Origin of the sequence: Aquimarina algiphila (assembly GCF_947494415.1) — a bacterium.
Classification (GTDB): Bacteria; Bacteroidota; Bacteroidia; order Flavobacteriales; family Flavobacteriaceae; genus Aquimarina; species Aquimarina algiphila.
In genome coordinates, this window is sequence record NZ_CANLVC010000007.1 from 171,960 (window position 1) to 194,943 (window position 22,984).

The 22,984-nt window shown below is 34.1% G+C and carries 21 protein-coding genes and 1 tRNA gene; 12 read left to right on the forward strand and 10 right to left on the reverse strand.

Annotation, left to right across the window (positions count from 1 at the left end; all coding sequences use genetic code 11):
• Positions 1 to 38: 38 nt before the first annotated feature.
• The 4 genes from PQF96_RS15520 to PQF96_RS15535 all read right to left on the reverse strand — a co-directional run bounded on the left by PQF96_RS15520 (position 39) and on the right by PQF96_RS15535 (position 8,218).
• A complete protein-coding gene (locus PQF96_RS15520) occupies positions 39 to 5,393 on the reverse strand; it encodes an Ig-like domain-containing protein (protein ID WP_271767274.1) in 5,355 nt (1,784 codons plus the stop codon).
• An 88-nt stretch (positions 5,394 to 5,481) separates the two neighbouring features.
• A complete protein-coding gene (locus PQF96_RS15525; protein ID WP_271767276.1) occupies positions 5,482 to 6,642 on the reverse strand; it encodes an ABC transporter substrate-binding protein in 1,161 nt (386 codons plus the stop codon).
• Positions 6,643 to 6,757: 115 nt separating this feature from the next.
• The gene (locus PQF96_RS15530; protein ID WP_109435709.1) at positions 6,758 to 7,351 is read right to left on the reverse strand and encodes a phage tail protein; all 594 of its coding nucleotides are present in this window, start codon (positions 7,349 to 7,351) and stop codon (positions 6,758 to 6,760) included.
• 429 nt (positions 7,352 to 7,780) lie between these two features.
• On the reverse strand, positions 7,781 to 8,218 hold the full coding sequence (locus PQF96_RS15535; RefSeq protein WP_109435708.1) for a retropepsin-like aspartic protease: 438 nt from the start codon (positions 8,216 to 8,218) through the stop codon (positions 7,781 to 7,783).
• Positions 8,219 to 8,570: 352 nt separating this feature from the next.
• On the opposite strand from PQF96_RS15535, the gene PQF96_RS15540 reads away from it, so the two are divergent.
• The 11 genes from PQF96_RS15540 (at position 8,571) to PQF96_RS15590 (ending at position 15,838) form a co-directional block, all read left to right on the forward strand.
• Positions 8,571 to 8,858 carry a hypothetical protein gene (locus PQF96_RS15540; RefSeq protein ID WP_271767278.1) on the forward strand — a complete coding sequence of 96 codons (288 nt, stop codon included), beginning with the start codon at positions 8,571 to 8,573 and terminating at the stop codon, positions 8,856 to 8,858.
• An 82-nt stretch (positions 8,859 to 8,940) separates the two neighbouring features.
• Positions 8,941 to 9,729: a TatD family hydrolase gene (locus PQF96_RS15545; protein WP_143915954.1), complete on the forward strand. Its 789-nt coding sequence runs from the start codon at positions 8,941 to 8,943 to the stop codon at positions 9,727 to 9,729.
• Positions 9,730 to 9,769: 40 nt separating this feature from the next.
• Positions 9,770 to 10,804: an asparaginase gene (locus PQF96_RS15550; protein ID WP_109435706.1), complete on the forward strand. Its 1,035-nt coding sequence runs from the start codon at positions 9,770 to 9,772 to the stop codon at positions 10,802 to 10,804.
• Between the two features lie 67 nt (positions 10,805 to 10,871).
• Positions 10,872 to 10,959 (forward strand) — tRNA-Ser (locus PQF96_RS15555).
• An 82-nt stretch (positions 10,960 to 11,041) separates the two neighbouring features.
• The gene (locus tag PQF96_RS15560; protein ID WP_109435705.1) at positions 11,042 to 11,845 is read left to right on the forward strand and encodes a MotA/TolQ/ExbB proton channel family protein; all 804 of its coding nucleotides are present in this window, start codon (positions 11,042 to 11,044) and stop codon (positions 11,843 to 11,845) included.
• Positions 11,846 to 11,971: 126 nt separating this feature from the next.
• Entirely contained in the window at positions 11,972 to 12,445 is a 474-nt protein-coding gene (locus tag PQF96_RS15565; RefSeq protein WP_109435704.1) for a hypothetical protein, read from the forward strand.
• A gap of 2 nt (positions 12,446 to 12,447) precedes the next feature.
• Positions 12,448 to 13,056, forward strand: a complete 609-nt coding sequence (locus tag PQF96_RS15570) for an ExbD/TolR family protein (RefSeq protein WP_109435703.1) — start codon at positions 12,448 to 12,450, stop codon at positions 13,054 to 13,056.
• 22 nt (positions 13,057 to 13,078) lie between these two features.
• Positions 13,079 to 13,561 carry an ExbD/TolR family protein gene (locus PQF96_RS15575; protein ID WP_109435702.1) on the forward strand — a complete coding sequence of 161 codons (483 nt, stop codon included), beginning with the start codon at positions 13,079 to 13,081 and terminating at the stop codon, positions 13,559 to 13,561.
• 338 nt (positions 13,562 to 13,899) lie between these two features.
• Positions 13,900 to 14,508, forward strand: coding sequence for an ExbD/TolR family protein (locus PQF96_RS15580; RefSeq protein ID WP_271767280.1), 609 nt, complete (start codon positions 13,900 to 13,902; stop codon positions 14,506 to 14,508).
• Between the two features lie 19 nt (positions 14,509 to 14,527).
• Entirely contained in the window at positions 14,528 to 15,007 is a 480-nt protein-coding gene (locus PQF96_RS15585) for an ExbD/TolR family protein (protein WP_271767282.1), read from the forward strand.
• Positions 15,008 to 15,130: 123 nt separating this feature from the next.
• The gene (locus PQF96_RS15590) at positions 15,131 to 15,838 is read left to right on the forward strand and encodes a porin family protein (protein ID WP_271767284.1); all 708 of its coding nucleotides are present in this window, start codon (positions 15,131 to 15,133) and stop codon (positions 15,836 to 15,838) included.
• On the opposite strand, the gene PQF96_RS15595 is transcribed toward PQF96_RS15590, so the two are convergent.
• The 6 genes from PQF96_RS15595 to PQF96_RS15620 form a co-directional block, all read right to left on the reverse strand.
• Positions 15,833 to 16,438, reverse strand: coding sequence for a hypothetical protein (locus tag PQF96_RS15595; protein WP_271767286.1), 606 nt, complete (start codon positions 16,436 to 16,438; stop codon positions 15,833 to 15,835). The genes PQF96_RS15590 and PQF96_RS15595 overlap by 6 nt on opposite strands.
• Positions 16,438 to 17,898 carry an RNA polymerase factor sigma-54 gene (gene rpoN, locus PQF96_RS15600; RefSeq protein ID WP_109435697.1) on the reverse strand — a complete coding sequence of 487 codons (1,461 nt, stop codon included), beginning with the start codon at positions 17,896 to 17,898 and terminating at the stop codon, positions 16,438 to 16,440. Before rpoN ends, PQF96_RS15595 begins: the two co-directional genes overlap by 1 nt.
• 536 nt (positions 17,899 to 18,434) lie before the next feature.
• The gene (locus tag PQF96_RS15605; protein ID WP_109435696.1) at positions 18,435 to 19,073 is read right to left on the reverse strand and encodes a response regulator transcription factor; all 639 of its coding nucleotides are present in this window, start codon (positions 19,071 to 19,073) and stop codon (positions 18,435 to 18,437) included.
• Between the two features lie 120 nt (positions 19,074 to 19,193).
• A complete protein-coding gene (locus PQF96_RS15610) occupies positions 19,194 to 19,988 on the reverse strand; it encodes a sensor histidine kinase (protein ID WP_271767289.1) in 795 nt (264 codons plus the stop codon).
• Positions 19,961 to 20,614, reverse strand: a complete 654-nt coding sequence (locus tag PQF96_RS15615) for a hypothetical protein (protein ID WP_271767290.1) — start codon at positions 20,612 to 20,614, stop codon at positions 19,961 to 19,963. Before PQF96_RS15615 ends, PQF96_RS15610 begins: the two co-directional genes overlap by 28 nt.
• A 6-nt stretch (positions 20,615 to 20,620) precedes the next feature.
• Positions 20,621 to 21,322 (reverse strand): hypothetical protein, encoded by a 702-nt coding sequence (locus PQF96_RS15620; protein ID WP_271767292.1) that lies wholly within the window; start codon positions 21,320 to 21,322, stop codon positions 20,621 to 20,623.
• Between the two features lie 802 nt (positions 21,323 to 22,124).
• Here PQF96_RS15620 and PQF96_RS15625 point away from each other — a divergent pair.
• Positions 22,125 to 22,964, forward strand: a complete 840-nt coding sequence (locus PQF96_RS15625; protein WP_271767294.1) for a carbohydrate-binding protein — start codon at positions 22,125 to 22,127, stop codon at positions 22,962 to 22,964.
• Positions 22,965 to 22,984 lie beyond the last annotated feature (20 nt).

A 22,984-nucleotide genomic window follows, 5' to 3' on the forward strand; every position in this document is an offset into this window, starting at 1 on the left:
TAGTTGGAAGCTGGAACTTTTTCCAAGCCTAAATAGAGTTAGTAATTGATGTATATCCAACCAGTGAATGGAGCTACTTCTGCTGTACCTGTTTCAATAATATAATAATATGAACCTGCAGGAAGTCTTCCGTTTCCAAATGATGAACTAACTTTGGCTTCCCCGTTCCAATCGTTTTGATAATCTACTGCTTCAAAAATTCGATTTCCAGACCTATTAAAAAGTTGAATTTTATGACTTGGGAAATTTTCTAATCCCTCGATGACCCAAGTATCATTTATTCCATCACCATTAGGTGAAAACCCATTGTTAAAAGTTAAGGTAGTTGCTGGTGGGGCCAAGGTATTGATGCTAAAAATTACTGAGTCTGTAGTCCCTATGCCAGAATTTCCAGCTATATCTGTAAACCCTGTGTTATCAATAGTAATGATATTGGTGTCATCTTGAATATCTTGAGTTGGAGTGAAAATTGCGGTAAAAGTAATGTCACCATCAAAAGAGCTTACATCAGTAAGAACTCCATTTTGTATTGTTAAGTCTGTATTATCAAAGCCTGTTACTGCCTCAGAAAAAGTAATGGTTACAGTAGCAGTCTCACCTGTCATTAATTGATTGTCATCAATTTCTACTGTTACTGTAGGTTGTATTAGATCAATACTAAAGTTAAGAGAATCTGTTGTTCCTGTTCCGGTATTACCAGCACTATCAGTTACTCCGGTATTATCGAGAACAATGATGTTAGTATCATCTTCAATATCGCCTGTGGGTGTATAGGTTGCTGTAAATGTAATATTTCCATCAGAAGAGGTTACTGTAGTAAGTGTTCCATTAGGTACAGTTAAATCTGTATTGTCGAATCCTGTCACAGCCTCAGAAAAGGTGATGGTAATTATAGCGGTTTCGCCTATGGTTAGTGCAGTATCACTTATGACGATACTAGCTGCTGGAGGTAAAGCATTTTTGTTTACGGTATCCATAGTTTCCAGACCTTCATTTCCTGCAGGGTCTGTGAGTGTAACTACTAGAGTAACTGTACCATCGCTTAATCCGCTTAGATCTATACCGGTGATTTGATCAGTGGTTGTAACAATAGTCCCAGACCCAGTAATTGTTTCTACTCCACCCGACGTACTAAAAGTATAGTTGTAAGTAGTGCCTACTTCTGCCGAGGAAAATGTATAGCTCACTGCATTGGTATTTCCAAAATTGATAGGATTTTGGTCGATTGCTACAGTATATCCTGTTGGTGCTTGGGTATCTTTGGTTTCTGTATCAGTAGCTGCGCTACCAGTATTACCACTTACATCAGTTAGTGTTACGCTTAATGTTATTGTTCCGTCTGCTAAGCTGCTTAGGTTAATTCCTGATATTGTTGCTGTTGCACTTGCTACGGTTCCTGAACCTGTTACTGTTCCTGCTCCCCCAGAACTACTAAAGGTATAGTTATATGTTGCCCCTACTTCTGCAGCAGAGAAAGTGTAACTCACTGCATTGGTGTTTCCAGCATTGATTGGACTTTGATTAATTGCTACACTATATCCAGATGGTGGTTGAGCTTCTTTGGCTTCTGTATCGGTTGCAGCACTACCAGTATTTCCATTTACATCTGTTAGTGTTACACTTAGTGTTATTGTTCCGTCTGCTAAGCTGCTTAGGTTAATTCCTGATATTGTTGCTGTTGCACTCGCCACGATTCCTGAACCCGTTACTGTTCCTGCTCCCCCAGAACTGCTAAAGGTGTAGTTGTATGTTGCACCTACTTCTGCAGCAGAGAAAGTGTAACTCACTGCATTGGTGTTTCCGGCATTGATTGGACTTTGATCGATTGCTACACTATATCCCGTTGGAGCTACAGTTTCTTTGGTTTCTGTGTCAGTTGCAGCACTACCAGTATTACCATTTACATCTGTTAGTGTTACACTTAATGTTATTGTTCCGTCTGCTAAGCCGCTTAGGTTAATTCCTGATATTGTTGCTGTTGCACTTGCCACAGTTCCTGATCCTGTTACTGTTCCTGCTCCCCCAGAACTACTAAAGGTATAGTTGTATGTTGCTCCTACTTCTGCAGAAGAAAATGTATAACTCACTGCACTGGTATTTCCAGAATTGATAGGACTTTGGTCAATTACTACAGTATATCCTGTTGGTGCTTGAGTATCTTTAGTTTCTGTGTCAGTTGCAGCACTACCGGTATTACCATTTACATCGGTTAGTGTTACACTTAATGTTATTGTTCCGTTTGCTAAACCACTTAGGTTAATTCCTGATATTGTTGCTGTTGCACTTGCCACGATTCCTGAACCTGTTACTGTTCCTGCTCCCCCAGAACTACTAAAGGTATAGTTGTATGTTGCGCCTACTTCTGCAGCAGAGAATGTATAACTCACAGCATTGGTGTTTCCAGTATTGATTGGACTTTGATTAATAGATACCGAATATCCTGTTGGAGCTACAGTTTCTTTAGTTTCTGTGTCAGTTGCAGCACTACCAGTATTTCCATTTACATCTGTTAGTGTTACACTTAGTGTTATTGTTCCGTCTGCTAAGCTGCTTAGGTTAATTCCTGATATTGTTGCTGTTGCACTCGCCACGATTCCTGAACCCGTTACTGTTCCTGCTCCCCCAGAACTGCTAAAGGTGTAGTTGTATGTTGCACCTACTTCTGCAGCAGAGAAAGTGTAACTCACTGCATTGGTATTTCCGGCATTGATTGGACTTTGATCGATTGTTACACTATATCCCGTTGGAGCTACAGTTTCTTTAGTTTCTGTATCAGTTGCAGCACTACCAGTATTTCCATTTACATCGGTTAGTGTTACACTTAATGTTATTGTTCCGTCTGTTAAGCCGCTTAGGTTAATTCCTGATATTGTTGCTGCTGCACTTGCTACGGTTCCTGAACCTGTTACTGTTCCTGCTCCCCCAGAACTGCTAAAGGTGTAGTTGTATGTTGCCCCTACTTCTGCAGCAGAGAATGTGTAACTCACTGCATTGGTATTTCCAGAATTGATAGGACTTTGATCGATTGCTACACTATATCCCGTTGGAGCTACAGTTTCTTTAGTTTCTGTGTCAGTTGCAGCACTACCAGTATTTCCATTTACATCGGTTAGTGTTACACTTAATGTTATTGTTCCGTCTGCTAAACCACTTAGGTTAATTCCTGATATTGTTGCTGTTGCACTTGCCACGGTTCCTGAACCTGTTACTGTTCCTGCTCCCCCAGAACTGCTAAAGGTGTAGTTGTATGTTGCGCCTACTTCTGCAGCAGAAAATGTATAACTCACTGCATTGGTATTTCCAGCATTGATTGGACTTTGATCGATTGCTACACTATATCCTGTTGGAGCTACAGTTTCTTTGGTTTCTGTGTCAGTTGCAGCACTACCAGTATTTCCATTTACATCGGTTAGTGTTACACTTAGTGTTATTGTTCCGTCTGCTAAACCACTTAGGTTAATTCCTGATATTGTTGCTGCTGCACTTGCTACGGTTCCTGAACCTGTTACTGTTCCTGCTCCCCCAGAACTGCTAAAGGTGTAGTTGTATGTTGCGCCTACTTCTGCAGCAGAGAAAGTGTAACTCACTGCATTGGTATTTCCAGCATTGATTGGACTTTGATCGATTACTACGCTATATCCTGTTGGTGCAACTCCATCAAAAGAAATCTCTGTGGCGTCTGCTGCAGCTACGGTAGCAGGATCATTAGTGTCAAATGTTGTGAAGTTAGTTCCACTTATAGTTCCTTGCAAGCTTATCGTTGCTGGGCTTGCAACGGGAGTTTCTACGATAACATCAAATGTTATGGTTACTGATGATCCATCTGTAATAGTGCCTATATTTATTGCGGTAGAAGTATCTCCTGCTGTATTTCCTGTAGTCACAGTGCCTTGCGTGGTAGTGACAGACCCAACTACCAATGTAGTTAACGCATCTGTAGAAATCGTATAGTTGACTCCAGTTGCATCTGCATCACTATTTGTAATAGTTGTGGTATATCTTAGTGTCTCTCCTGGATTTACTAATCCATTAGATATGTTATCAATTAGTAAAGCATCTGTGAGGGTAGCTGTAAGATTTGGGGTAGGAGTAGGTGAAGAAGCTTCGCCATAAATAGCTTTTCCTACACTACCATTAGATTCATCTTGATAGATATAGATATGTTTCCCATTATCAAGTTGGATAACTTCCATAGCTTGAATGTCGCTATTGCCGCTATGTATAGTTGCTTGAGCACTTAATGTAATATCTGTTCCTATAACTTCACCTTCCTTAGCATATGTTGGATCAGTACCGCTTGTAGGAGTATACATAGCTATAAATTTATCAGAAGAGGAAGGGGCTAATCGTACTCCTCCCACGGTTGTGACTAATTGCTGGCGTGTTCCATATCCTGTTATTGTTGTCCCACTAACGGATCCTACCTGTACATAACCATTTCCATCATCATCATCGTCATAAGAAACTACAAACTTATTGGATGAAATAGCTACTACATCAACTTGTCTACAATTAGTTTCGAAAATGTTTGCACTACCTAAAGTAATGGTTGATCCACCGACTGACCCTATAACGGCTCCTCCTTCAGAACCAGCAGTAGTTGCCTGATAAACAACTACAAAAGTACTAGGAGACAATACATCCAGACCAGTCCAGATCGTTGCGTCTGTTAAAAAAGTTGCTGCTGTTCCAAAGGATAGCGTTGCTCCACTTACTGTAATTATTTTTGCTTTTCCGCGATTACTATCCTCTACATCTCGATAGACTACTATATGACTGCTTGAAGATAAAGCTTCCATCTCTATTGCATCAACATCTCCGGGTGCAAAATCAAATGAGCTACCAAAAGAAATAGTATTACCAGATACCGTGCCTATTCTCATTTCTCCTACATCAGCAGCTCCACGTTCATCTTCAAAAGCAACGATAAATTGTGTGGCACTTATAGCAGAAATAGCAGTATGTGTAGCGCCTACGGTACTAGCAAATTGTGTTCTGTTCCCAAAGCTGATCGCATTTCCAGAAAGTGTTCCTACAATGGCTTCTCCAGGAGTGCCAGAAGCGGAAGATCTATACGCTATTACAAATTGAGTGGTGCTTAGTGCTACTGCAGAGGGTTCTAAAAAAAAATCTGTTCCTGTAAATGTAGTTGCTGTACCTGGAGTACTAGGAGTTGTCGGTGCATAGTAACTTAGCTCGTTTATTTTTTTTGTGATAGTATATGCATCTATTGGGTCAGCTCCAAAATCTAATGTTGAGAAAAAATCAGAAACAAAAGCTGTAGTGTGATTCGTCTCTTTTATAGATAATGTATTTTTTTTACTATGCGCATAAGCTATAGCTACATTAAAGAAGCTAAAGGATATGAAGCATAAAAGTATTATTCTTTTCATTAGGTAAAGGTTTTAATGGCGATATGTATAGACTATGTTATTAGTTTGTGTTGGATAAATTTCATAGTGTTATAACATTGTTTTAATTCTAAATGCATAAATATGGATTTACCCATCCAGAATCTATCTCTTCCTGAAGAAGAGTTGTTGTTACATTGCTGTTCATTTTTTTTCCAATAGCGATGACGGTATTATAAATTCCTGAGCTATCTGTTCTTGTTTTTACAATATCAATATCTGGTGTTAAGAACCCTCTTTTGGAACAGAAGTTTTTGACACCCCTAGGCCCTTCAATATTTGTGTTTTGTAATTTTTCCTTTACAATATCCCAATGGCGTTTTTTTAGAGGATGTAATAATTCTCTAAACATAAGTCCCGCTTCATATCCTTGTAGTGCATAAAGATTAGGAGATTGACCAGAGTTTTGTTTGAATTTTTTTACGAATTGTTTATTTATTTTATATTCTATATCCGGGTTCCATAACATGGCTCCATATAGATTTAATCCTAAATGTTTTACATCATCTAACATATCGGGATACAACATGTTTTCAGCAACAAGTAGTGGGATATCTTTTGTCCATGATTTTGATTTCCATAGGTTCAGAAATTCATTGCCTTGAGGGCCAACAAAGAGGGCGTGTACGTATGCTGGTGCTTCTTTTCTTATCTTTTCTAAGATATCTTCAATATTAAGATGATGAGGATTGTTGTTGTCATAAGGAATAATAGCTTGTAAAATAGTGTTACCTCCAGCATCCCGAACACCTGCTTGAAAAGAGGTGTGTAGTTGGTATCCCGAATTGTATATAGGTGTGATTATAAATCCAGGTGCTTTATATTCTTTTTGAGCCCAATAGCCTAATGCATATTGACTTTGATATAATTGGTGAGAGTTAAAAAATATGTTCGGGCTATGATAGTCAAAAGTAGGCAACATTTCTCCCATGTCAAAAAAGAAACCTATAGCGTTTTTTCTGCTATCAATAAGTGGAATTAGGTCGGGAAGAGATCGATAGCTAATCATTCCCGAAATGATATCGACATTACTAAAGTTGAGTAGTTTCTTGGTGGCCTCTACTACAGAAGGTATTCCTCCCGAACCTGCAAATTCAGGTATTAATTCTATATCTGCTCTTCTTCCTGGTTTTTGACCAAGACCAAGATAGAACCCTGTAGCAAGATGAGGAAAGAAATTGGGATAAATGCTAGAGTATGGAGTTAGAAAACCAATTTTGATAGGATTCATAATTTTTTAAGATAAAAAGTATGTTGTTTGATTATTTTTTCAAACAACACACTAGGTGATATGCAATACAAGTTCTTATCTGAAATGGAATAGACCTTGCTTTTCATACGAATGCTTAACTTCTAGAAGGAAAAAGGCCTTGAATACAAATACAAGGATTCAATGTTAGATATGGCATTCTGTTTTCGTGATATTGACTTCCTCCCGTATTTAGAGTCGTTGCATTTCCGGTAATTGCACCTATAGCACCTGCTATGGGTATATCTGGAGTTGTTGAATTATATCCTGAAATTTCAGCTAAATTACTAGCATCATAAGGAGCGGCTATTGATACGCCACTAGTAGGAGTATGTGTATCTGCCTGACCACTATTTACACTCATTTGTACAGCAATATTCAGATCAGAAGTATCGATAATATGATTATGTGATGGTATTTGTAATATATTTAAGGTTACTACTTCTTGACCACCTTTTGATCCTAATCGATAATCAGATAAGCCAGGCCCATTGCCAAAACCAATAGGCGCTCGCCCTCTTAAATCAGGTAAAGCAAAAGTTGTTCTGCCATCCCCACCATAAGTTGTTCCTATAAGTGAAAATAATGCGGTGTTGCTGGATATGGGGAGTAGTGCACCAGCACAAAAAGCCCAAGCTCTTGGCGCAAAATTGCACGCCCAATACACGATCTGAGAAAGATAAAATTCCATAATTTTAATTGTTTTAATTAATAATTCATTAGAATATGATACGATTGTATTCTTTTAACTTCGGTTTATTGTTCTATAAAATGTGACAAAAGTTAACAAAGAATAAATTTGAGGTATCATGTATGTCTTGACAGATGTGCTGGTAATAAGTAATATTAAAGCTTCAATTTAGATCTCTGGGGTAAGTTGATTTTCTAATGGTGCTTCTGTAAGTAAACTTAATGATGAAATACGTTAAGAAATATTTCATCATATTTCATCATATTTCATTATATAAATGAATTGCCTATTATCATTAGAAATAACAAGATCTGATTTATTAAATTTAAGTAATATTTGTTTAAAACCCGAAATCTCAGAGTTTTTTTGCAACTATATTTTTTGAAGAGGAAAATTTGATAAAATATATTACATGATAATGTTAGTTTTTTACTTCAAATACATGCAAGTTCTTTCGTAATCAATAATAGCTTTACCTCTTTTTAGAATATCTGCTCCGATAATACCGTCTACCGGTTCTGCATGATGTGCTATAAGTGCAGCATTGACATGGTTAAGATCAAAGAGAACAAGAGATACTCTTTTTTTGGACCAACTTCCTATTTGTATTGAGTTTTTTTGAGAAAGTTGAGTGAGCATGTCTGTAGCTCCAGCTCCAGCTGCTCTTACATCGCTGTCTTGAGCAAAAAGATTAAATTTCTCGACAGCTTCAAATCCAACACAAGAATTAGAGGCTCCTGTATCTACTATGAAATTTCCTTCAATACCATTTAGGATCGCTTTAACTTCAAAATGATTTGTTTTTGTAAAAACAAGTTTGATTCGTTGATATGCTTTTTGTGTTAAAAATTTTCGGAGTGTACTCATGTTTTGTTTTGAAGAAACTAGCTGTAAAAATAGTATAATTAATAGAAATAAGGTTAACTCTGGAAATGGCTGGTTTAGAACTTATGTAGATTCTTGTAATATAGATAATAGAGATATTATTTTAGGCTTAAAATAAATGCTAAAGCTGTGAAGTGATTTTATTTAGATTAAAGTTTTGCCAGTTTGAGATAAGGTTTTCTGGTTTTTGTTTCTTTACTAGGTGTTGTGTTTTTGTTGAAATATCATAAAGTTTGTTAATTATATGGTGTTTTGGGACTGGTAATGTGCTGAAGTGTAATTTTTATTGAGAAAATGCTACTAAACTTTTAGAATAATTTAAAGAGCACATGTCATGAGAATGCATAATAAAATACAAGCTATAGAAAAAGAGCAAATACAATTTTTACATTTCCCGCATGAAGAAGTATTAAAGGGTAAAAGAGAAAAACAAGATCGACGTCATAAATTGAAAAGAGCAATGAGTCTAGGTAATCTAGAACACCAAAAAGTAAAAATCATTTTTGCAGATGACCAAGGTTCTAAAGCAGTAGAAACTACCGTATGGGGAATAACTGAAAAATCGGTTATCCTTAAACAATCTACAGTTATTCCTTTAGAGCGTATTATTAGTGTTAACTAAGAAATATTCATAGGTTAGATATTAGCAATTAATATTCTAAAAAGAATAATTAATGCGCATAAAATTTAATTATTTTTGCCGCATGATACTAACCGATACCCATACGCATATTTATAGCGAAGCCTTTGATGAAGATCAAGATGAAATGATGCAACGAGCCATAAGAAATGGAGTGACTCGTTTCTTTGTGCCCGCTATTGATTCTACATATACCAAAGCAATGTATGCTGTCGAAGAGAAATATCCAGAATATGTTTTTCTAATGACAGGTTTACATCCTACTCATGTAAAAGAGAGTTACAAAGAAGAGCTTGCACATGTTGAGAAAGAGCTTGAAAGCCGTTTGAGTAATAAAGAAGGTAAAAAGTTTTATGCAATAGGGGAGATAGGAATAGATTTGTATTGGGATAAAAGCTTTTTAACTGAGCAACAAGAGGCCTTCAGATATCAAATCCAATTAGCAAAAAAGCATAAGTTACCCATCGTTATACATTGCAGAGAAGCATTTGAAGAAGTTTTTGAAGTACTAGAGTTAGAAAAATCGGATGATCTATTTGGGATTTTTCATTGTTTTACAGGAACTTTAGAAGATGCTCGTCGTGCTATTGAGTATAATATGAAATTAGGCATAGGAGGTGTGGTTACTTTTAAAAATGGTAAAATTGATACATTTTTAAATCAGATCTCTTTGGATCATATCGTATTAGAAACTGATGCACCATATTTGGCACCTACTCCTTATAGAGGTAAACGAAATGAAAGTTCCTATATAATTAATGTCCTCGAAAAACTCCAAAGTATATATGAGAAGCCTGTCATAGAAATAGCAGAGATTACTACCAAAAATTCTAAAGATGTATTTGGAGTTTAGATAAATTTAAATATCATCAAAAATTTTGTTCATTTGCTATATGAATACGTCACCGAATATATTACTTATTTATACTGGAGGAACTATCGGAATGATAAAGGACTTCGAGACAGGGGCTTTAATTGCTTTTGATTTTGATGAATTGTTGTTAAACATCCCTGAGCTTAAGCAATTGGATTGTAATATAGATACCGTTAGTTTTTCTACTCCTATTGATTCATCTGATATGAATGTTGATAGATGGAAAGAACTTGGAGATGTCATTAATGAGAATTATGAAAACTATGATGGATTTGTAGTGCTTCATGGTAGTGATACCATGTCGTACACAGCTTCTGCTATTAGTTTTATGTTTGAAAACCTTACAAAACCAATTATTTTCACAGGTTCTCAATTGCCTATTGGAGATTTAAGAACAGATGCTAAAGAGAACCTGATCACAGCAGTTCAGATTTCTGCATTACAGAAAAAAGGAAAACCTGTGATAACAGAAGTAGGACTTTATTTCGAATATAAATTACTTAGAGCTAATAGAACTACAAAGATTAATGCAGAACATTTTGAAGCTTTTCAATCTATGAACTATCCCGCGTTGGTAGAATCTGGTGTTCATCTTAAAGTCAATACTACTTTTTTAAGAACGGTAAACAGACGAAAAAAAATGGTGTATCACACTCATTTTGATAATGATATTCTAATTCTAAAAATGTTTCCAGGAATTAATGAACGAATTCTTGAAGATATTTTTTCTTCAGAAACTATAAAAGGGATAATTATAGAGACGTATGGAGCAGGAAATACAACTACAAAAAAGTGGTTTATACATCTTATTTCTGCAACAATTAAAAGAGGTGTTCCGATAGTTAATGTTACTCAATGTGCAGGAGGAAGTGTAGAAATGGGGAAATATGATACCAGTGTTGCGCTTAAAAAAGCCGGAGTAATATCAGGAAAAGACATTACTACAGAGGCTGCAGTAGCAAAATTAATGTATTTGTTAGGAGAAAAATTACCACTTAAAGTGCTCAAAACCATTTATGAAACCTCGCTACGAGGTGAAATGTCTGAAAATTAACGCCTCAAATTTTAGTAGTTAACATTTTTTTTGTTATTTGCCGATCCCTAATTTTAGGGGAAACCAGAGAGAGGTGGCCGAGTGGTCGAAGGCGCACGCCTGGAAAGTGTGTATACGTCAAAAGCGTATCGAGGGTTCGAATCCCTTCCTCTCTGCAATATATTTAATTTTTTGATAGATTTTATATTATTTTTATATCTTTAACCCTTTAACTAATTAAAATTAAGAATAAGCGCAATGAAAAGATTATTTTCTATTCTGGCAATCGCAGCAGTTATGACTTTTGGAAACTTACAAGCTTCTACTGCACCAGCCCAGTTATTAACGGCAAATGTGCAATTATTAATTGCTCCTCTTACTACGACAACAATTCAAGAAGCACCTGAATCTGCTGATGCTGAAGAATTATCCTTCCATCAAGAGCTTAAAAAGCGTTTTATAGAAGGTGGACCAGGATTTATGGGTATCGTACTTCTATGTTTGATCTTAGGTCTTGCGATAGCAATTGAAAGAATTATCTTTTTAAATCTTTCTACAACGAATACTAAGAAATTACAACAAAATGTAGAAGATGCATTACATAGTGGTGGTGTTGAAGCAGCAAAAGAAGTTTGTAGAAATACAAAAGGACCCGTTGCATCGATTTACTATCAAGGTCTTGATAGAGCAGACGAAAGTATTGATGCTGCAGAGAAAGCAGTTGTTGCTTATGGTGGTGTTCAAATGGGACAATTAGAGAAAAACGTATCTTGGGTATCATTATTTATCGCTCTTGCTCCGATGCTTGGGTTTATGGGAACGGTAATTGGTATGATCCAAGCCTTTGATAAGATTGAAGCAGCTGGTGATATGCAGCCTTCTCTTGTAGCAGGTGGTATTAAAGTAGCACTTCTTACAACAGTATTTGGTCTTATTGTGGCAATTATTCTTCAGATATTTTATAACTACATCGTAGCTAAGATTGATAGAATAGTAAATGATATGGAAGATGCTTCGATTACTTTAATCGATATGCTAGTAGCTTACAAAAACAAGAAATAATAAGATAATAGAAATAGGAGTGTAAAACTTCTATGTATAAGGATTGATTTTATACATCTATTTATATATTATTATTGTTTAACGGAATACTAATGATATGTATTCTAAATTTAAAAAAACAGACACATGAAAATTTCTAAAATATTATCATATGTTGTGCTAGGAGTAGGAGTCTTAGGGATAATCCTTTGGTATCTTATGAGTAGTTCAATAGGCACCTTAATGGACGAAAATGGTGTTTCTGAAGCTAGAGAACTTCCTTTAGAAATAGCAGCACCTTCAGTAACTCCATTATATATGCTTACTTTGGTGGTTTTTGTTATCACTATTATAGCTACTTTAATTGCTGTGTTTTCGACTATGGCCAAAAATCCATCAAGTCTTAAAAATACTGCAATAGGAATTGTCGCTTTTGTTGTCATTGCAATAATTGGTTTTGTATTGGCTGATGGCGTTGAAACCCCGCTAAAAGATGGAGAAATACTTTCTGCAAGTGGATCTAAGTGGGTAGGAACCGGATTGTATACATTTTATTTCTTGGCTGCAATTGCAGTTGGATTAATGTTTCTTTCGGGTGTTAAAAAATTAATAGGTAAATAATTATGGCAAGAAGAGCAGCACCAGAGGTAAATGCAGGATCTATGGCAGATATTGCATTCTTACTTCTTATATTCTTCCTGGTTACTACAACTATCGAAACTGATAGTGGTATTAGCCGTAAACTTCCGCCTCCACAAGAGGATAATGTGGAGCCACCAATTCTAAAGGAAAAAAATATTTTTGTTGTAGAATTGAATAAGAATAATGACTTATTGGTTGAGGAAGCTCCTATGGAGTTGAAGGATCTTAGAGAAGCAGCAATTGCATTTTTGGATAATGGTGGAGGAAAAGGAGCCGATGGATGTACATTCTGTCAAGGAGCTAAAAATCCATCATCGTCAGATAATCCAACAAAAGCAGTAATTTCATTGCGTAATAATAGAGAAACTAACTATGCCACATATATTGCAGTTCAAAATGAATTGGTAGCGGCATATACAACGTTACGTAATAGAGAAGCTCAACGTCTTTTTGGTAAATCTTTTGTTCAAATGGAAAAAGATGTAAAAGATGTTAATTATACTGGAAGTAAAGAAACGTTAAAGGAAGATATCAAGAAGATACAATTTATGTTTCCTGAAAAACTTTCAGAAGCAGAACCAAAAAAATAATATAACGTAAAACAAAATTCTTATGTCTAAGTTTAAAAAGAAAAGCGGCGGTGAATTACCTGCAATTTCTACGGCTTCGTTACCAGATATTGTATTTATGTTATTATTTTTCTTTATGGTTGCAACGGTAATGCGTCAAAATACATTGATGATAGAAAATAGATTACCTGTTGCAGATCAAATTGAAAAATTAGATAAAAAAGATTTGGTAATGTATATTTATGCTGGAAAGCCTAGTTCGAGATATGCTGCAAGTGCAGGTACTCAGGCAAGAATTCAGCTTAATGATAAATTTGCTGAAGTAGCTGATATAAAAGCATTTATTTTGGCAGAAAGAGCATCAAAAAGAGAGGAATTAGTTCCCTTTTTAACAACAGCTTTAAAAGTTGACGGTGAGACCAATATGGGACTTGTTGGAGATATCAAAAGTGAATTAAGAGATGTTCAGGCACTTAAGATTAACTACACTACCAGAACTGGTGAAGCAACGGATAATCTAAGGTAAAAGCGCTATAGAAAATATTCTAATTAGATAAAAAAATCCTGCCTTTTGGTAGGATTTTTTAGTTTATAAGCTTTTCTTAATATTTGCCCTTTAAAAATATATAAATCCATATTTCTTTTTTTAGTCTTACTAAAATGTTGGCATGACAATTGATCCGAATTTTGTGATAACTGTGATTTAATTTTTATAAAAATCGATATCTAACCTTCCAAAAGTGATATTGAATATTTAGATAAAAGAGTTGCAGCTCGATTACATTTTTCTTCTACATACTTCTTGTCGCTTATAATCACCGTTTGCTGATTTTGTAAGTAATTATTAATTAAATATTTTTTATTATGGCAAGAAGATTAGCACCTAGTGTTAATGCGGGATCTATGGCAGATATCGCATTTTTATTACTCATCTTTTTTTTGGTTTCTACCACTATAGAAACAGATTATGGAATAATGAGAAAATTACCTCCTTTGATCGAAGATTCTCCAGAAGTTGTAATCAAAAAAAAGAATCTTTTTCAAGTTGAATTAAATCAACTTAATCAACTATCAGTAGAAGGTAATTTGATGGAAATTCAAGACCTTAAGAAGGCAGCGATTGCATTTTTGGATAATGGAGGTGGGTCAGGTGACCTAGCATGTGACTATTGTAAAGGGGATAAGGATATAGAATCTTCTGATCACCCAAGTAAAGCAATTATATCTCTTATTAATAGCCGTGAAACTAATTATGAGACTTATATAGCGGTACAAAATGAATTAGTGTCCGCCTATACAGAGTTACGTAATCGAGAAGCAGAGCGATTGTATGGTGTTTCATTTATAGAGATGGAAGAAAATTTAAAAGATGGACGTTATGTTGGGAATAAGCAAAAATTAAGGGATCGGGTTAAAAAGATTCAATCGATGTTTCCAGAGAAACTTTCTGAAGCAGAACCAAGAAATCAGTAATAACCTAATTTTTATAGTTATGTCTAAATTTAAAAATAAGAAAAACACTCAATTACCAGAAATTTCAACAGCTTCATTACCAGATATCGTTTTTATGCTACTCTTTTTCTTTATGGTAGCTACGGTAATGCGCAATGACACTTTAATGATACAAAATATGTTACCCTATGCAGATCAAGTTGAAAAATTGGATACTAAGCTCATTATGAATATTTATGCAGGGAAGCCTAGTTCAAGATATAGAGATATGGGGTCTGAGGCAAGAATTCAGCTTAATGACAAGTTTGCCGATATAAAGGATATAAAAGCTTTTATCTTGGCCGAAAGAGCTCTTAAAAGACCAGGAGAGGTTCCTTTTCTTATCACCTCCTTAAAAGTGGATAAAGAAACAAAGATGGGACTCGTTGGGGATATAAAAAAGGAATTAAGAGAAGTGCAGGCGCTTAAGATTAATTATACAACCAATAGAGGAGAAGCTAAAGATAATTTTAATCGATAAAACAAGAAGTGTATTCAATTTAAAATAAAACCCTGTCTTTGGGCAGGGTTTTTTATAATTTAGATCTTGTTTTTATCAAGTTTGTCTAATTTTTAAAGAAATAGATTTATTTTAGTAAACTCTATGAAAAGATTACTTGTATTTGTCATTTGTTTCTCGTGTATGTTTGTTTCTTTAGGACAAGAAACAGAACAGGATACTGATCAAGAAATAGAAATAGACTCCTTATACCGAGAAGATCAGTTTTACGTAGGAGTAACTTATAATTTACTGTTAAATAAGCCCAGAGGTATTAGTCAGTCAGGTTTTTCAGGAGGTCTTCATTTGGGATTTATCAGAGATATGCCAATAAATAAAAGACGAAATATTGCAATTGGCTTGGGTTTAGGGTATTCGTTAAATGTTTATAATCAAGATTTATTTATAGGAGAAGAAGAGGAAACAGAGCGAGGTGTTTTTAGTAGTCTGGACGATATCGATTTTAGTACCAATAGATTTACAACACATTTAGTTGAAGCTCCTTTAGAGTTTAGGTGGCGTACTTCAACGCCAGAAACGCACAAGTTTTATAGAATTTATACGGGCATTAGAATGGGATATTTGTATTCTTTTCAATCAAGGTTTAAGGGGGCTATTGGAGAGGTAAAGCAAACAAAAGTAGAAGAGTTAAACCGATGGAGAATTGGAGCTACTTTTACTTTTGGATGGAATACTTTCAATTTTCACTTCTATTACAGTATAAACGCATTGTTTAATGATGATGCGGTAGTTAATGGAGAATCTGTTGGGTTCAATACGGCTAAAATAGGTTTGATGTTTTATATTTTATAACCAGAAGTTGGCTAAAGTGAGCTGAGGGATTACACCAATCAAAAACCCTAGAATGAGTTCTAGATTGCTGTGTGCTTTGCAGTGTAACCTTGATGTAGCAACCAGTCCATTAGAAATCATTAAAGCAGCAATGAGTAGTGTTAAGTTAACTCCAAAATGAATACTTAATGTAATCGTAAACATAGTAATTCCACTAATTCCGATCATGTGTAAACTTGCTTTAATGTTGAACAGTACCATAAAAACAGCACTTAAAGACGAAAACAAAATTCCCAAAAAGAAAAAATACAGTTCTGGATAGTGGTAAATATCAATGATCATTTTGATTACTACAATCAATAAAATAGATTGCAGTAATAATGGTATTTTACGTTGTTTTACATTTTCAAGATGTATAGAGCTAATAGTGCCTAGGCTTTTTAATAAAAAGTATAATACAATTGGTATTAAGATCGTAAGAACGACTAAACCAAAGACTTTGGCTCGAATAATCTCATCTGGAAAAAACCTTGGAGCTGTTTTAAAATAAATTATTGCGCCTATTAGAGGCATCAATAATGGGTGTAAAATGTATGAAACGCTTCTTAGAAAAAAGTTCATTAAATTTTCTTTCTTAGCCTGGCAACGGGAATGTCTAATTGCTCCCTGTATTTAGCTACAGTTCTTCTGGCTATAGGATACCCCTTTTCCTTAAGCATCTTGGCAAGTTTTTCATCCGTTAATGGTTTTTTCTTGTCTTCGTCGCCTATAGTTATTTCCAGTATTTTTTTAATTTCTCTGGTAGAGACTTCTTCTCCTTGATCATTGGTCATTGATTCAGAAAAGAATTCTTTGATAAGTTTTGTTCCATATGGGGTATCAACATATTTGCTGTTTGCTACTCTAGAAACGGTACTTACGTCCATATCGATCTCATCTGCGATGTCTTTTAAGATCATCGGTTTAAGATTTCGTTCGTCTCCACTAAGGAAATAACTTTTTTGATAGTGCATTATTGCACTCATGGTAATAAAAAGTGTTTGTTGCCTCTGTTTTACAGCCTCAATAAACCATTTTGCAGCATCTAATTTTTGTTTGATAAATAATACTGCGTCTTTTTGTGATTTTGATTTTTCTTTACTTGCTTTGTAGCCTTGAAGCATGTTGTTGTACTCTCTTGAGACATGTAACTCTGGAGCATTACGACCATTTAAAGTAAGTTCTAATTCTCCTTCTACAATTCTAATAGTAAAATCAGGGACTACGTGTTCAATTAGGCGATTATTGCCTGCATATGCTCCTCCTGGCTTGGGATTGAGATGTTCAATTTCTTCAATTGCATCTTTTAAATCATCTTCGGTGATATCAAATTTCACCAAAAGTTTATCATAATGTTTCTTGCTAAAATGATCAAATGCCTTTTTAAGTATATTCGACGCAAGTTTTATAGGTATAGTTGTTTCTTTTCTGTCCAACTGAAGCCAAAGGCATTCTTGTAAATTACGAGCACCAACTCCTGCAGGGTCTAATTGATGTACAATTTGTAAGATGCTTTCTATTTTTTCCTCAGTTGTATATACATTTTGTGTAAACGCAAGATCATCCAGGATATCAGATAAAGATCTTCTGATATAACCACTTTCATCTATGCTACCTACCAGAAATTCTGCTATTTCTCTTTCTTCATTATCAAATCTATAGGTGTTTAATTGATTAATAAGATGTTGGTGAAAAGATGTTCCAGAAGCATAGGGTACACTTTTTTCTTCATCATCTGTGCTATAGTTGTTGGTACTTAGTCTATAGCTTGGAATTTCATCATCACTAAGGTATTCGTCTACATTGATCTCTGCTTCAATTTTTTCGGTACCATAGTCATCATCTCCCGTACTTTCATTGCTAAATGTGTCTTCATATTCATCTGCTTTTTCTTTACTATCATCCAGAGCGGGGTTTTCTTCCATTTCCTGCTTCAAACGTTGTTCGAATGCTTGAGTAGGAAGTTGAATTAACTTCATCAACTGAATTTGTTGTGGAGAAAGTTTCTGAGATAATTTAAAATTTAGTTGTTGTTTTAGCATAAAAAATATCAATATTCTAATACTTACAAAAATAAACAAGTATACTGTTTTTATTGAAGTACAAGATGGTTAGTTCGTTTAAAAAGCTATTGACACCCTTTGCCTTCTGAGTTTACTTAAGTAAAAAATCTTAATTTTCTTTTCCAGTAAATTCAAACAACAAAAGGTATAAGCAAGAGCGTCAGAAAATTAGGTTCAGTAGCTATTTAAACTATGGTCTTATAGGAATTAATTTTCTGGCTTTCCTGTTTGTTTTTTTGCTTTCATCAATAAACGCGCCAAAAGTAATTATAATATGTATAAAGGTAGTTTTTTGTATTTACAAATCCTTATAAAATAGAATAGGATTGTGCTAAAAATATTTAGATAGTTTATTTATAGCCTTGTTTTTGGTGATTTCTACTAAATAAGAAACCTGCAATACAAGATCATGATTATGGTAAATCTCAGCTTTTATTTGATCCTGAGCACTTCGGTAAGTTCAATACACAGATAATCGAAGAGTTGGGGCAATAAAGTAGAGTGAAAAGAAAATGCTAAGGAATAAATAATTTACTTTTAATAGCATAAATAACCAGACCCGTTCTGTTTTTAAGGTTTAGTTTTTCAAAAATAGAATCTCGGTAACCTTCAATGGTTTTAGGACTTAAGCACATATCATTTGCGATTTCTTTATATGTTTTTTCTGTACACGCATGCTTAATGAATTCTACTTCTCGATCTTTAAGTACAACAGTATTTTCTTTTTTTGGATTTAGTGAACCCAATAACAAATTAGTAACATCTTTGGTGTGGTAGAATCCTGTTTCTTGTACTTCGACAAGTGCATTTTCGAGGATGCTTTTTTCAGTGTCTTTTAAAAGGTATCCTTTAGCTCCTGCTCTCAGCATTTTAAGAATGGTTTTTTCATCTTCTTCTACAGATAGAGCCAGTACCTTAACTTGTGGGTATTGCTCTTTTAGGGCAGCTGTAGTTTCAATCCCATTCATGATGGGCATATTAATATCCATAAGAACGATATCAGGAATGTTTTTTGGATCTTTGAACCTTGTTAAAAGTTCTTTCCCATTTTTACAGATATATAAAATTTTAAATTTTGCAAATCCGTTTACTAAACCAGATAGTGCCTGAGATAGTAAGATATGATCTTCTACTATAACTACTGAGTATTTCATGACTTGTGTTGTATTGCTTTGCTCTATATTATTTTAATAATCAAATTACTGTAAACATAATAATTTGCTTGTCATCCTGAAACAAGTTCAGCATTACACTAATTTGTTGTTGTTACAAAGTTAATCAACTTCATCATCTAATGTAGCCGAACTTTCTTTTTTATAATGATAGGTCAATGTGATTGCTGTTCCTTTTCCTTTTTCAGAAGTTAAGGCAACATTAGCGTCTATTAATTTTCCTCGGTTTTGCATATTAGATAGGCCAATGCCCTGTCTTGTGGTCATATCTGTGCTATCAAAACCAACGCCATCATCCTTTGCATGTATAATTATTTTTTCCTCATCATAATTCACGTTAACATCTAGGGTAGAGGCTTTAGAATGTTTTATCGTATTGGTAAAAAACTCTTGTAAGATTCTAAAGATAATAATCTCTACTTTATCGTCTAAAATTTCTATTTCTTCATTGCTGGTAATAGTTGCTTTTATAAACTGTAGACGATTAAATCGTTCTATTTCTAAAGTTATGGCCTCCGTGAGGCTAAGACTTTTTAATGCATCTGGATTAATTAATTTTGACAATGACCGTAACTCGGTGAGACTTTTGGTAATGGTCTCGGTAACTTCTTCTAATTTGCCTGGATCATCCTGAGCTATATTTACTTGTATTTTGGCCAGCGTAAGTAGCTGGCCAATATTATCATGTAACTCCCAGCTAATGTTTCGCAGGGTCTCTTCTCTAATTTCGATTTGAGTCTCTGCTATAGCGGTCTCAAATTTTTTCTCGGCTTCTTTTTGTTGTAATAGCAAGCTATTCTTCCTTTTTTGAAAAATACTAAACAATACAATTAATAATATGATGATTAAAACAAGTACTATACTTGCTGCTAATATTGCTGTTTCTTGTTGCTCCATATAAAGCCAATGATAAAACAAAGATTCATTACAATAGTTAAAATACAAAGCGCTAAAAATTGTATAGATGCATCAGCAAGTTCACCACCATAATTTCGCACAATCCTAAATGGAATATTACCTGCGTAATAAATCAATGCTCCAATACTAATCCAAAAAAGTAGGTTCTTATTAACATATAATACTTTTTCTGAATTTAGAATATCCACATAATAAAGTATAATACTAATTATAATGAAACTTGCACCGATAATGTATGGCGTAATTGCAACTTCAACAAGATAATTTTCAATAAAACCATTTATTACAAAAGACAAAGTATAAAAAATAATGAGAATAAGAACCCATTTTTTGTGATTAATATTTGAAATATAACTTCTGAATAAAAACATGAGGTAGTTGAACACAACTAAGTAATATAAATTATAGAGTATGGTAACACTATTAACATTAAATTGATTTTTTAGAATATACCCCATAAGGTCATTAATTCCAATGTACCAAAGAACAATTAAAAAATATTTTAATACTGTATTCTTGTATTTATAAAAGTATATAGAACCAATAATTGCAGTTATTAATTGAAAGATAATTACAAATATTCCTAGTTCTGACAAGTAGTTCATTATATTTTATTGAATTTGTGGTGGATGTCCTCCAATTTCATTAGCTACAGTACTCTGATCACCGCCACCTTGACTAGAAAATGAAAAGAAACTTGCAGTGTTAATTTTTGTTTTGGGAGGATTTTGACCAGGTGTTGATGTTCTAAAATCAAACTCGTCCTCCAGGAAAAGGATTTCTTGTTGTCCATCGTTATTTCTGTCAACAAATGTGTACCCTCGGGTTTCATTTTCAATTAATGTTGTGGGTGCGATAAAAAATGTATTTCTTCGAGGATCTTTTACAATTCTTCCATCCGCAAAATATGTCGAATCAGGATAATTACCGAGGTATAAACGATATCCGGTAATGTCAATACTATCGGCGGTAATCTGATTAATATATAGCATATATTGTTCTAGAAACTTTTTGTCCAGATCAAAAGCTAAAGAAGGTACAAAATTTGGATTAGGTGTTCTTCTTGTAGAGCAAAGTGTAGTTATAGTACTGTCTTGTCCTTCATAAGCCTTAATAATACAAGAACGATTTTTTCTATAACTCAGGTGAAGTTCTACAGCATCTTTAATAGAAATGATTTCGTTTGGTTTATCAACTATTGGAGGATCTGGTTTCATTATGCGGCATAATATAATGTACATGATGATTGCTGTAATGATAGCAGTGATAATAATAACAGGGAGGTATCCGATTGAATTGGTTTTTCTGTCCATTTTTTAGTTGTTTTAAGATGTTTACGTGATTCTGGTAGTTACCAGAAATTTGATTAGGGTTGTTTTGATTATAGTTTACTTTTTTTGTTTTCGTCTTTATTCACAGTTCAACACTTTGACTGGTCTAGTATAGATAAAAGAGTTTTATTAAATTCCAATTTTTACTAAAATGATAATTTTTTGATATCTCCCATATACATTTAGAAGTATTATCTGCAAATAAAAATACTATTATTCTGTAGTTTTAAAAAGGTAAACACGCATTTTGTTAAAACCACATAAGTGCAAGTGACTGGTAATAAACATGTTTAAAGGGTTTTTGATATAATAAAGGGTAAGTTTGAATGCGTGAAAAAGGGGTTTTTGCCCCTTTTTAAAAAAGGGATTTGACTGTTGTGTTATTATCAAAATCTCTTTCGTTATATATCATTTTCCATTTTGTTCCTCCGTTTACGAAAAAAGGTCCTTTAGTTTTCAAAGAAATCTCTGAAAAGCTTTTCGTAACACATTTTTGATTAAAATGACTACTATAATTTTCGTGATCAAATGCCTAAAAATTTCGCTATTAAAATCATTTTAAAAATTGTAATCTCATGTTTTTAAGGATGCTATAATTCCTATTTTTTGAGCTTAATTTTGAGTTAAAACTTTACTCCATCGAAAACGTTTTTGGTAAAAAAAAAGTTAAATCTCAGACTGCTAATTGTGTGTTAAGGTCTTGTTAACGTACTTCAATTTGACTTTATAATCGAATACTAAATTTTTCGAAAACTTAAACACATTAACCAAAAACCAATTTAAAATGAAAAAGTATTTTTATTTACTACTGAGTTTAATCATTTTCTCTTGTGCAACAGAAGATGATTTTATAGAACATAAGGAGAGAACAGTATCAGGAATATCTGCAAAAGATGATATTACCCCAGTACATTTGATCAAAGCATGGACAGCTTATGGTAATTATAGAGGGTTTACTACATATTCAAAGAAATTTACAGTTAAAGTAGCTAATCTAGGTTTTGATAAAACTGTAAGTGTATTTCATGAAAAAACAGATGGGAATTGGGAAGAAATTCAATTATCTTATGATTTCAATATTGATGATGAAAATGAAATATGGGTTGGAAATCTCAGTACTTCAACTCAAGTTTATGATGATGAGTTTGTTATCAAATATGAGGTAAATGGGACTACTTATTGGGATAACAATAGAGAAACAAATTATGCTATGTCCATTCAGGAGGGTTATTTTTTTGCTGATCCTAACCTTAATGTGAGTGTTGATAAAGACTATGTAAGTGTATCTTATAATCCATATTATGATCAAAATTCAATGTTTGTTACCGTAGACATAAGAAATCTTGCGCCAAGTAAGGAGGTAGGAGTTGTATATACTACCGACGGATGGCAGACGCAAGGTTATTTTTCACTAGGATATAGACCATTTTGGAATAATGGGCCCTTGTTTCTAGTCGAAAGTCCAAATAATTTTGGAATAGAGCGATGGACAGGAAATGTACAAATAGATAAATCAATAGATACCGTTGAGTATGCTATAATTTACCGAGTAAATGGTCTGGAATACTGGGATAATAATTATGGGAAGAATTATACGGTAACCAAAAAGATTTATAATTGGTAAAAAGGGGATTTACTACAAAA